Here is a 12,795-nt window from a genome sequence, read left to right on the forward strand (position 1 = left end):
ACCCACTACTTAGAAATAGGAAAAATTATCTCTTCAGGCTTTGAGAAGTAATAATCTCTTCTAGCAATCTCTAAAACATAGTCCTCGTCATGCAACTTTTGGACTTCATCTTTCAGCTTTTTCTCTTTCGTCGTTAACGTATCCATTTCTTTTTTTAGCTCTTTTACTTTTGCTTCTTTAGCATTAATCGCACTATTTTGTTTATAAAACGTCACACTGACACTTACAATAATTACAAAAGCAAACACAAAAAATAAAGCTAATCGACGATACAAGCGCTTCTTACTGTCGTTCGATTGTATTATATGTTCTTTGGCAGAAATTGGATTCTGTTCCGATACATATCTTTGCCTTAGTTCCCTCATTTCCGAGGTCCCCCTAACTTCTTTTTTATACGTTCCCAAATTAGGAATATATGCTTCTTCATTTTCTTGACATATTTTAAAAGTCCTGCTTGTCTCTTTATAAAAATTTTAACACGGTTAGGGAGAAGTTTCCATATAACAAAAAACAAATCGAACAGGAATAAGAATACTTTTCCATATTAAACGTAATATTGCTATAATAAATCGCCACAATCCCAGTCCAAATCCAACCAAAAGACGAAATAAAAATAAAGCCAGCGCTATAATTAAATGAATCAAAACTGTAATTGGCTTAACAATAAATAATTGGAAAACACGAACACAAAAATAAAATGTTTGAACAAAAATGTGAATCAGAAAATTTAACACTTTCATGTACAATGACTTTAACAAACTTTGATATGCAGCAAACCCACAAAGCAATGCTAGAAATACGTACATACGTAACTCTGCTTCATTTACAAGCAATAGCACATAGAATACAAAAAGAGCTTGGACAATCCAAAATAAAATATCATAAATAAATACAAGCCAACGCTTTCGCTCTCCGCGTTTCAAAAAACGATGATACGTATCTAAAGCTGCTCCAAGCGAAGCGCCCATTCCAATCATCGAAAGCATTGTATATAGTTGAATAGTTAGGCTCATTTAAACAACTTGCTAAAGAACCCTTTAGCTTTCTCCCCTTGATGCTCATCAATGTAAGCCATCTCATATATTTTTCCTTTAATGGATACAAGTCCTTTTTCAACATCAAGGTTTTTCATTTGCAGATTTTGACCACGTATTGTTAAAAATCCCATAACTGTTTCTAATAAAAATTCTTCGCTATCAAAACTTTCTACTTGCTTGACTCCTGTAATATCGAGAATGCGTCTTCCTCTCATTACGACATCATGTTCTACAGTAACATTTTGTTGATTAGAAGACGACATTGAATAGCCTTTGTTCACGTCCATCCCCCCATAACTTTATACTAGTACCAATGTATGAGGAGAAAAAATTATTTAGAACAAGCTATCCTCTGCTTTTACTTCGACTTTCTCTTCACGAACAACAGTGTATAAATTTGCAGCATCTTCTTTTTTTGTTGTTTCTTTTAGTTCATTAATTTTCACAGTAACAATTTTTTGGCCAAAACGAATTGTTAATTCGTCTTCTACCTTTACAGTTGAACTAGCTTTTGCAGCTTGGCCGTTAATCATAATGCGGCCTTGATCCGCAACTTCTTTTGCTAACGTTCTTCTTTTGATAAGACGAGATACTTTTAGAAATTTATCTAAACGCATGACGACTCCCCCTTATTCGTTCTCTATTCGTTTTGCCTCTTCCCATAGTGCATCGAGCTCTTTTAAAGAAAGATCTTTCATTTCTTTCTCCATACTAGCAACCTTTGCTTCCATGTATAAAAAACGACTCATAAATTTTTCATTTGTTTTATGAAGCGCTTCTTCTGGATTGATTTTATAGTAGCGGGCAATATTTACAAATGCAAATACTAAGTCACCAAATTCCGCTAACATCTTCTCTTCATCCATAGCTGTCACTTCACGTTGAAATTCTTCCCATTCTTCTCCTACTTTTTCCATCATTGGCTCGACATCGTCCCAATCAAACCCAACCTTTGCTGCTTCTTTTTGAATTTCATAAGCGCGCATTAGCTGAGGTAAACTTTTAGGAATGCCTGATAAAATAGACTCTTTTATATTTCCTTTTTCCTGTTTTTTAATTTCTTCCCAATTCACAACAACATCAGCAGCAGTCTCTACACTAACATCTCCGAACACATGAGGATGACGACGTACCATTTTTTCAGACAACGTACGAATTACATCATCAATTGAGAACCAACCTTCATCTTCGCCAATTTGTGCATGAAGTATAACTTGTAAGAGAACATCACCAAGCTCTTCAACAAGATGATCATCATCTTCCTCATCAATAGCCTCTAACACTTCATATGCTTCTTCAATTAAATATTTCTTTAACGATTGATGCGTTTGTTTTTTATCCCACGGACATCCATTTGGTCCACGCAACTCTGCAATAATATTTCGCAATACATCAAATTGTTGGTATAACGATTGGCGATTTAACACAGGCGGCACGTACACACTCGTTAAATTGTTAAGTTCTGCCTCATGATCTAATAAATAAAGCGGTACTTTTTTCACTTGTTCAAATGATGTTCCAGCTGCGGTTACAATATATACTTCATAATCATCTGGAAGCATTTCCATTAACGTTAGTTTGACTTCAGATGCTATAAACGCATCGTACACTTGGCAGAAAATCAAGTGCTGACGAAGTTCTAATTGTCCTCGCTCGAACGACGTTGCATCAATCAACTGAAACCCTTCAATCGGGTCGATTTTCAAACTTGCAAACATTGGATCTAAAAAGCTTTGTCCACCTTCGATACGCACATCAATATTCTCTTTTTCTCCTTTTTGCAGCAAAAGTTGTACAGTACGCTCTGCCACAAGCGGATGCCCTGGAACTGCATATAAAATATCAGTATCCTTAGCTTTTTCAATCAATGTGTTAGAAATTGTTTCATACACTTCATCAAATGTATCATACGCTTCGTATACGGCATCAAAAGATGTGTATAATACACCTTCTTTCTCGAGTTCCATTATAACTGGATGCTCTTTTGTTCGAACATACATATGTGCTGCTTCTTTCACTTTGCGATATACGCCCATTGTAAGCTGATCTAATTCACCAGCCCCTAATCCTAAAATCGTAATTGTTCGTTTCATAATATCCACCTCTATCCACTCTTCTTCAACGAAGTTTGTACTTTTTCATGTTTCATAACTGATCCAAGTTCCTGCGCTGTAAACACACGGAACTTTAAAATAAGAAATACATATAGTAGGCCACCGACACCGATACCGAGCAGCGCTTGAATCATCGCGATACCTCTATGTTCATCGGTAGCTTGTAACCCCAGCCAATCAAATATATACATAAATCCAGCAAGCACTAACACCATACTTAAAGCTCCAACTGTCACACCTACAATGGACTTTCTCTGCATAAGCGACTCATTAACAACTCGAATCAGCAACATGCTATTCAGTAATGCAATGCACATCAATGCAACCACAGTTGCAATCGCTGCACCGATTACACCAAAATGCGGCATGAGTATACAATTGAGTAATAATTTCACACATGCACCAATTACAACAAATAAAGCTGGCTTTACCGTTTGTCCCAACCCTTGCAAAACAGATGCCGTTGTAATTGCGAGCGAACTAAACAAGATAGAGATAGATAAAACCCCTAGCACATCGGAACCAGCGCTATTCTCAAATAGCATAATATTTGCAGGCCGAATGATACTCGCAAGTCCTAACGATGCAGCAAGTCCAATCACAAATGTAATTTTCATTGCTAGCTGTACTTTTTCGCGAATAAATACATAATCTCCTCTCTCTTTTGCAGCTGTAATCATCGGAATTAAAGAAAGGGAAAACGACGTTGTCACAACTGTCCCAAGCTGCATAAGAGGAATGCCGCGATCGTATATACCTTTTAACATTTTTGCTATTTCTACCGGCTCTCCGTTCTGAACAAGTAAACTATAGAATGAAATGGAATCCGCCATTTGCATAAAAATTAAAACTAAATTACTAATACAAATAGCAATTCCTTGCCAAAATAATGTACGAATAATGACCTTTTTATTGCGAATCACCTTAAAACTTTGCAAAAAAATAGCACGAAAATCTTTTCGCAAATAAAAAAACAATACAATTACACCGATCAAACCACCTGCTATAGAACCAAACATAGCGCCTGCTCCCACCGTATATAAATCAAATCCTTTTGTTATAAGGAATAATGATAGAAATACAATAATGGATACACGAATCGTTTGTTCTATTACTTGCGATACAGCTGTCGGTACCATATTTCCAAATCCTTGAAAATAACCACGTGCTACAGAAAGAAATGGCATTAATAAAAAAGAAAATGCAATCGTACGAATTAACTTGTCCAAATGAGCATCTCCCATTAAAGATGCAATTGTATGTGCCCCAAAAAACAATACAATAAACCCAATGCTTCCGATAGCTAATAAAAACCAAAAAGAAATACATATAATGGACTCTGCTTCTTTTCGTTCTCCTCGTTCTAAACGCTCTGCAATCATTTTTGAAATAATGATTGGGAAACCATATGTCGCTAAAATTAAACAAAACCCGTAAAACGGGTAAATTTGCTGATAAATGTAAAAGCCAATATCACCAGCTATATTTTGATATGGAATACGGTAAAAAGCGCTTAATACTTTTGTAACAAAGCTCGCAATTGTTAATATAATCGCTCCGCGCCAAAAAGCGTGGTACTTCTTCGTCTCCATGACCATACAATCTCCCTTTTTCTATACTCATCCTACGTATTATATCACAAAGAAAAAAGCGGTCTTCGACTTTGAATACTATCACGTAAAAAAGGTAGCAAAATGCTACCTTTACACAAATATATAATTTCATTTCAACAGGCGGCATGTTTAGATGTATCACAACGCACAACCGCCTGTATGAGCCCAATTTGCGGGCTAACCATGAGTAAGAAGAACGTCACTTTATTGCTCCATCTGTTTTGCTAAGAAGCTTGCTGCTGTATCAACAGCTTTGTGTTCTACATCACTAATGATGGCTTCTTTTGAAAAAATGATAACAGCTCCAATCGGGTCACCATTTGCGATAATTGGACCAATTGTATAAGATTGTATCTTTTCCGTTACTCCATCGATAATGGAAATTTCGCTTTCATCTGTCATTACGACTGATTTGCGTTCTTCCATCGCTTTCTCAATTAGATCTCCAACACTTTTATTTAAGTATTCTTTTTTGACACGCCAGAAACAGCAATAATTGAATCGCGGTCACAAACAAGCACGTTATGTCCTAAGCTATCATATATAGCATCTGCATATTCTTTAGCAAAATCACTTAATTCGCTAATCGGAGAATATTTCTTTAAAATAACTTCTCCATCGCGATCAACAAAAATTTCTAACGGGTCGCCTTCCCGAATACGGAGAGTTCTGCGAATTTCTTTCGGGATAACAACCCTTCCTAAATCATCAATTCGACGTACAATTCCAGTTGCTTTCATTCTAATGCTGCCTCACTTTCTACTGATGATAAAAGTCGTGATTTTTCCTGTTCATGTAAAAATCACCAACTATTAAGCATAGTATTTTACACATTAGTTCTTCTATACACGCCGAATTGTATTTTTTACCCTGATTTAGGCATTTATCTCTTCTTTTTTCACATCTTTTAAGCCTTTTAGTAAATTTTCGGCAATTGTGAGCCACTTCGATGTTTCTATTTCACGAACGTTCATCACAATTTTCAAACGAGAACCTTCCATACCAAGACCAATCATACGTCCAAAACTGCTGCCAAGCATAAATAATTTTCCGCCATCAATATTTTGGCTGGCCTTTTCAGAAAATAACATCGTAACTTCTTGTTTTGTTTGTTTAATTAATTCAATTTTCTCTTGCATTGCTAACACTTTAATATTTGCAATTTGCAGTAAGTATCCGACTTCTTGCGGATAATCACCGAAGCGATCAATCATCTCTTCTTGTAATTCCTCAATATCCTCAATAGTAGAAACGCCCCTAAATTGCTTATACATCATAATTTTTTGTTTACTATCGGAAATATACGCATCCGGTAAGTATGCATCTACTTCAAGGTCAATTTCAATATCAAGCGCTTGCTCTTCCATGTTCGTACCTCTACGCTGCTCGATTGCATCTTTTAACATTTGTGAATATAAATCAAAACCAACAGAATCAATAAAGCCATGCTGCTCTGCACCTAATAGATTACCAGCCCCGCGAATGGATAAATCACGCATTGCAATTTTAAACCCAGACCCGAGCTCCGTAAATTCTTTAATGGCTTGCAAACGTCTTTCTGCAACCTCAGATAGCACTTTATCGCGTTTATAAGTGAAATATGCATAGGCAACGCGATTTGAGCGTCCTACTCGACCACGCAATTGATACAACTGCGATAAACCCATACGATCTGCATCAAATACGATTAATGTATTTACATTCGGAATATCAACACCTGTTTCAATAATCGTTGTACTTACAAGTACATCATGTTGCCCCTCTAAGAAGGCAAGCATAACAGATTCTAATTCACTTTCATTCATCTTTCCATGTGCAAAGGTTACCCGCGCATCAGGAACAAGCATTGAAATTTCATCTGCTTTTCGCTCAATATCTTCAACACGATTATATAAAAAGTATATTTGACCACCTCGTGCAAGCTCACGTTCAATTGCCTCGCGCATTAACGCCGGATTATATTCCACAACGTACGTCTGCACTGGGAAACGATTTTCTGGCGGTGTTTCAATAACAGATAAATCGCGAACACCTAACATAGACATATGAAGTGTACGTGGAATTGGCGTTGCTGTTAATGTTAGTACATCGATATTGGCTTTTAGTTGCTTAATTTTTTCTTTATGTGTCACACCAAACCGTTGTTCTTCATCAATAATAAGTAGTCCTAAGTCTTTATATATGACATCTTTCGATAAAAGGCGATGTGTGCCGATAACAATATCAACGGTACCATCTTTTAATCCTTTAATCGTTTCATTTTGCTGTTTTCTCGTACGGAAGCGACTTAATAACCCAATATTAATTGGATAATCTTGAAAACGCTCTCGAATTGTTTCATAATGTTGCTGCGCTAAAATTGTCGTTGGTACTAAAATCGCAACTTGTTTTTCATCCATAATTGCTTTAAAAGCAGCACGAATTGCCACTTCTGTTTTTCCATATCCAACGTCACCGCAAAGTAGGCGATCCATCGGACGACCGCGCTCCATATCCTTTTTAATTTCTGTAATTGAGCGTAGCTGATCTTCTGTTTCTTGATAAGGGAAAGACAATTCAAATTCCTGTTGTTCAGAAGTATCCGGAGTAAAGGCGTATCCTTTTGAAGCCTCACGCTCTGCATACAATTTAATTAAATCATCTGCAATATCTTGGACAGATTTTTCTACCTTTGTTTTAACTTTTTTCCAATCATTTCCACCAAGTTTATAGATTTTCGGATCTTTCCCTTCAGATCCTACATACTTCTGCACTTGGTCAATTTGCTCAATTGGGACGTATAATTTATCGTTTCCTTGATATTTGATATGCAAATAATCTTTATGAACACCATTAATCTCTAGCGTTTCAATCCCTAAAAATTTACCAATACCATGGTTTACGTGAACAACATAATCACCAACTTTTAGTTCAGAGTAGCTTTTAATTCTCTCTGCATTCGAAAGTTTTTGCTTACGCTGTGATTTTTTTACCTTTTTATTAAATAATTCTTTTTCAGTAATAATCGCAAGCTTTTGCATCGGCATTTCAAAACCTGCATGTAGGTCACCCACAGCAATCTGAACACGCCCCGGAAGCAATACATCCGTTCCCTCAATAATATCTGCTTCAATATCATAATCATTTAAAATATGTTGCAATTTCTTCGTTCGCTCTTCATTTGCGCCTAGTACAACCGTTGTAAAATGACTTTTCGTCCATCTATCAATTTCTGTTTTTAATAAATTCATTTGACCATGAAAGTCTTGCATTGTTTTACATGTTAAATTCACAATATTTTGCGGATGTGTATGCGGAATATGGCGTAAAAATAAATTTAAGTATAAGAAACTTCGTTTTTTATGGTGCAAAAATTGTGCAAAATTATGAGAAAAAGATAAATCTTGAACAATTGCACCTTCCCCAAGAAGCGATATATACCATTCTGCTTCTTCTGTTTCTAAATGATCCGCTGTTTCTTGAATTCGAGAAACCTCATCTAGAATAACAACACCATTTTCTGGTAAATATTCTATTAGACTAGCAGGTTCATTATAAAATAAAGATAAATATTTAAACATCTGCTCGATGGTCTGTCCATTTTTCAATAATTCTAGCTCATATGTTACTGTTTCTAATATCGTCGTTTTTAATTTCTCATCGGATACTTTTTTTAATGTATTAGCTAAGCTTGATTCTAACTTCTGCACACCAAGTGCGAGTTCTTCTTTAGAAAATACAAATTCCGTGGCAGGGCCAAATGATACGCTTTCTATCTTCTCTTGCGAACGCTGCTCTTCTACAGTAAAGGAACGAATAGAATCTACTTCTGTATCAAAAAACTCAATACGAATTGGCAGTTCTTCCGTTAATGGATAGATATCTAATATCCCACCGCGAACACTAAATTCTCCAGGTGCCTCTACCATAGATTTACGTTCATATCCCATGGTCGTTAACACACGAAGCAATTCATCAAGATCAATTTCTTGCCCCATGTTTAATTCAATTTGCTGTTTCTTCCACATCTCTTTTGTTGGTAGAAAACGACGTAAACCTGCAACAGGAGCCACAATAATTCCCTTTTCTCCAGCTGCTAAGCGGTTCAATACTTCAATGCGCTGCGCCTTCAGTTCTGGACTTGCAACACCGATTTCTGATGCAATCGATTCATTGACAGGATATAACCAAACATTCTGCTCTCCAATTAATGAAACTAAATCTTCATATACTTTTTGCGCTTGATATAAATTATGTGTTATGACAAGCTGTGACTGCTGTGTTTTTTTATATAAACTAGCCATTAACAATGAACGAGAAGACGTTGCCATACCCGAGATAAGCTGTTCTTTTAATCCTTCTTGTAACCCATCTATAATCGTTCCTATTTCTTTATTTTCGTAAAACTGCTCTAGTAAACCTATCATTTTTCAAGACTCCTCTCAACATAAAGAGCAAGCTATTATATTTTATGCAAATATTTTGGAAAAAGAAAACAGAAAAATGCTTTGGACAAGCCAAAGCGAAAACATTGCATCCCATCCTCTATAAGCAATAAGCCTTCCATCTCCATATTTAGAAAAAAGGAGGATAGAAGTTTGCCTATAATCGTTCAACTAACTATCAGTGGGAAAAACATACTCTGATAGAAATTTCATTTTTATTGTAAGAACAGTTCATATTCATAGTACTCAGGATAGGATGCGAGCGTTTTTTGACACGATTCACAAATTGTTTTTATATATATATTTCCGTTTTCATCAAAATGAATCATTTCTAATCGCTCTTGCTCTGTTAGTTGACCCAATACAAAGCCATATACTTTTTCTGCTGCAATACTACCTATCTTACATCCACAATGTCTGCAGTGATAATGTCCGTCCATAAATTCCTCCTAGCCGTACAATTACTACTATTATGGATATAAGTACAAGAAAATATTCCATTTCCAAAACGTTAATTATTAAAAGTATTCATAACTTGTAAAAATGGAGTTTTCAGCCATTCTTCACATGCACCTGCACTTTTTTCAATTGCTCGCTCTACCTCTGGCATCTCATCTACTGTAAAACGACCTAACACATAATCGACTACCTTCATCCCATTTTTAGGACGATCGATCCCCATACGAATACGTTGAAATTCCTGTGTCCCTAAATGTGCAATCGTTGATTTTACACCATTATGACCACCAGCGCTACCTTTCATACGAAGACGTAATTTCCCAACCGGAATATCTAAATCATCATACATCACTACAAAATCTTCAATATCAATTTTATAGTAATCCATAAGTGGACGAATACTTTCTCCAGATAAATTCATATATGTAAGGGGCTTTAATAAAATAACTTTTTCTCCATTCACAAAACCCGCACCAAATAATCCTTTAAATTTCTGTTCATTTAACGGTATATTCCAACGTTTAGACAATTCATCGATAGCCATGAACCCAATGTTATGCCTTGTTAATTCATATTCTCTCCCTGGGTTACCAAGTCCTACTATTAATTTCATTGTAACACCACTTTCTTTTTTCGATACGAAAAGACGTAACCAAAATTGGTTACGTCTCATTCTATCCAATTAATTAAATAGTACACTTACAGATTCTTCTTCGTAAACACGAATAATTGCTTCTCCAATTAATGGAGCAACAGAAAGTTCTTGTACTTTATCAATTTTCTTCTCTTCTGGTAATACGATAGAGTTTGTTACAACTAACTCTTTAATGTTTGAATTTTGAATACGTTCAATTGCTGGACCAGATAAAACTGGATGTGTACAGCAAGCATATACTTCAGAAGCACCGTTCTCTACAAGAGCGTTTGCTGCTAATGTAATTGTACCAGCTGTATCAATGATGTCATCAATTAAAATTGCTGTTTTACCTTCGATATTACCTACGATATTCATTACTTCTGCTACGTTTGGACGCGGACGGCGTTTATCGATAATAGCGATTGGTGCTTTTAAACGATCTGCCATTTTTCTCGCGCGCGTTACACCACCGTGGTCAGGAGATACAATTACGATATCCTTAAGACCTTTCTTCTCAAAATAATCAGAAAGAATAGGTACACCCATTAAATGGTCGATTGGAATATCGAAGAATCCTTGAATTTGTGGAGCATGTAAATCTAGAGTAATTACACGAGTAGCACCCGCTGTTTCAAGTAAGTTTGCAACAAGCTTCGCTGTAATCGGCTCACGAGAACGCGCTTTACGATCTTGACGTGCATAGCCATAGTAAGGAATAACAATGTTAATTGTTTTCGCAGATGCACGTTTTAACGCATCAATCATAATAAGCAATTCCATAATATGCTCGTTTACTGGGAAGCTTGTAGATTGGATGATAAATACATCGCAACCACGAATACTTTCTTCAATGTTAATTTGAATTTCTCCATCACTAAAACGTGCAACAGAACATTTTCCTAATTCTACTCCAATGTGCTTTGCAATTTGCTCAGCGAGCCCCTTGTTAGAGTTTAAAGAAAACACTTTCAAATTAGAATTTAGATATTGATTCGACATCTAGATTAACCCTCCACATTATGATTTTTTCTTGTTCAGCAATTGAGAAACATAGTCTTCTTTGTTAACTTGACGTGCACGTGCAATTGATAATGCTTTTGATGGAACATGCTCTGTAATTGTAGAGCCTGCCGCAACATAAGCGCCATCTTCAACTGTTACAGGAGCAACAAGGTTTGAATTACAACCAATAAATACGCCATCTCCGATAACCGTTTTAAATTTATTCTTGCCATCATAGTTCACCGTAATTGAACCACACCCAAGATTCACGTCTTCTCCAACTTGTGCATCCCCGATATAACTTAAGTGTGAAGCTTTACTTCTATTACCAAAGACAGTCTTTTTAATTTCTACGAAGTTTCCAACACGTACTTCATTACCAATAACAGATTGCGGGCGGATATGAGCGAACGGCCCAATTGCAACATCAATACCAATCTTACTATCATGAACTGTAGATTGGCGAATTGTTGTATTATCTCCCACTTCACTATCACGGATTACTGTATGCGGTCCAACTTCACAATTTGACCCAATAACAGTATAACCTTCAATAATTGTCCCCGGATAAATAACCGTATCATTACCGATTTTTGCATCGACAGAAATATACGTGTTGTTCGGATCAATAATTGTAACACCATTCACCATGTGTTTACGGTTAATACGTTTTTTCATAATGTCTTCCGCTTGCGATAGAGCGACTCTGTCGTTAACTCCTAACGTTTCATCAAAATGCTCCGTTTGATAGGCAGATACAATATGACCTTCATTTTTCAAAATCTCAATTACATCTGGAAGGTAATATTCCCCTTGCACATTTTCATTAGAAACTTTAGAAAGAGAAGCAAATAGCGCTTTATTATCAAAACAATACGTACCTGTATTAATTTCTTTAATAGCTCGCTCTTCTTCGTTTGCATCTTTATGTTCGACAATTTTTTCAACGTGACCATTTTCATTACGAACAATTCGTCCATAACCAGCAGGTTCCTCAATGCAGGCTGTTAGTACCGTTGCCTTTGCACCTGCTTCTCCATGCTGTTTTAACAGAGCTTCCATTGTTTCCGCTGTAATAAGAGGCGTATCACCACAAATTACTAATGTTGTTCCTTCTTCATTACCCAGTGCATCAGCTGCTTGCATAACGGCATGTGCTGTTCCTAGCTGCTCTGTTTGTAATGCAAATTCACTTGCACTTCCTAATTGATCTTGTACCTTTTCAGCGCCGTGTCCAACAACCGTAACAAGCTTCTGCACTTCTAGCTGAGAGACTTGATCAACTACATGCTGTACCATCGGTTTCCCACATACAGGATGAAGCACTTTGTATAGACTTGACTTCATACGCGTACCTTTTCCTGCAGCAAGAATCACTGCAAATCTTTTTGACATATAGACCCTCCATCGCAACCTATTTATCCATTAAAGATATTATCTTAAATAATTATATATTTCAAGAAACACTGCATAACTATTAAATTTTACCATAACTTTTATGTAATGTTT

Annotated in this window: 10 protein-coding genes and 2 pseudogenes; all 12 read right to left on the minus strand. The window is 36.2% G+C overall.

Translation table 11 applies throughout. From position 1 onward, the window contains the following. Nucleotides 1-5: 5 nt before the first annotated feature. The 12 genes and pseudogenes from divIC to glmU all read right to left on the minus strand — a co-directional run bounded on the left by divIC (nt 6) and on the right by glmU (nt 12,681). Nucleotides 6-365 (minus strand): cell division protein DivIC, encoded by a 360-nt coding sequence (gene divIC / locus ACEWFJ_RS01130; RefSeq protein WP_098304966.1) that lies wholly within the window; start codon nt 363-365, stop codon nt 6-8. Further along, nucleotides 362-1,013: pseudogene (yabQ, locus tag ACEWFJ_RS01135) on the minus strand (spore cortex biosynthesis protein YabQ). Before yabQ ends, divIC begins: the two are co-directional and overlap by 4 nt. Beyond that, entirely contained in the window at nt 1,010-1,318 is a 309-nt protein-coding gene (gene yabP / locus ACEWFJ_RS01140; RefSeq protein WP_098304970.1) for a sporulation protein YabP, read from the minus strand. The pseudogene yabQ and the gene yabP overlap by 4 nt, the downstream one beginning before the upstream one ends. A 54-nt stretch (nt 1,319-1,372) precedes the next feature. Continuing rightward, a complete protein-coding gene (locus ACEWFJ_RS01145) occupies nt 1,373-1,654 on the minus strand; it encodes an RNA-binding S4 domain-containing protein (RefSeq protein WP_098304972.1) in 282 nt (93 codons plus the stop codon). A 12-nt stretch (nt 1,655-1,666) separates the two neighbouring features. Next, nucleotides 1,667-3,130 (minus strand): bifunctional methyltransferase/pyrophosphohydrolase YabN, encoded by a 1,464-nt coding sequence (yabN, locus tag ACEWFJ_RS01150; protein ID WP_473690085.1) that lies wholly within the window; start codon nt 3,128-3,130, stop codon nt 1,667-1,669. An 11-nt stretch (nt 3,131-3,141) separates the two neighbouring features. Continuing rightward, nucleotides 3,142-4,743 (minus strand): putative polysaccharide biosynthesis protein, encoded by a 1,602-nt coding sequence (locus tag ACEWFJ_RS01155; RefSeq protein ID WP_473690086.1) that lies wholly within the window; start codon nt 4,741-4,743, stop codon nt 3,142-3,144. 225 nt (nt 4,744-4,968) lie between these two features. After that, nucleotides 4,969-5,504, minus strand: a pseudogene (spoVT, locus tag ACEWFJ_RS01160) (stage V sporulation protein T). A 135-nt stretch (nt 5,505-5,639) separates the two neighbouring features. Continuing rightward, a complete protein-coding gene (mfd, locus tag ACEWFJ_RS01165) occupies nt 5,640-9,170 on the minus strand; it encodes a transcription-repair coupling factor (protein ID WP_473690087.1) in 3,531 nt (1,176 codons plus the stop codon). A gap of 233 nt (nt 9,171-9,403) precedes the next feature. Continuing rightward, nucleotides 9,404-9,628 (minus strand): anti-sigma-F factor Fin family protein, encoded by a 225-nt coding sequence (locus ACEWFJ_RS01170; protein ID WP_098304982.1) that lies wholly within the window; start codon nt 9,626-9,628, stop codon nt 9,404-9,406. Nucleotides 9,629-9,699: 71 nt separating this feature from the next. Further along, the gene (gene pth, locus ACEWFJ_RS01175; protein ID WP_098304984.1) at nt 9,700-10,260 is read right to left on the minus strand and encodes an aminoacyl-tRNA hydrolase; all 561 of its coding nucleotides are present in this window, start codon (nt 10,258-10,260) and stop codon (nt 9,700-9,702) included. A gap of 69 nt (nt 10,261-10,329) precedes the next feature. Continuing rightward, nucleotides 10,330-11,283 carry a ribose-phosphate diphosphokinase gene (locus ACEWFJ_RS01180; protein ID WP_429711144.1) on the minus strand — a complete coding sequence of 318 codons (954 nt, stop codon included), beginning with the start codon at nt 11,281-11,283 and terminating at the stop codon, nt 10,330-10,332. Between the two features lie 18 nt (nt 11,284-11,301). Then, a complete protein-coding gene (glmU, locus tag ACEWFJ_RS01185) occupies nt 11,302-12,681 on the minus strand; it encodes a bifunctional UDP-N-acetylglucosamine diphosphorylase/glucosamine-1-phosphate N-acetyltransferase GlmU (protein ID WP_440604666.1) in 1,380 nt (459 codons plus the stop codon). Nucleotides 12,682-12,795: the final 114 nt, after the last annotated feature.

The sequence above is a fragment of the Bacillus sp. EA-CB0995 genome (assembly GCF_055814245.1).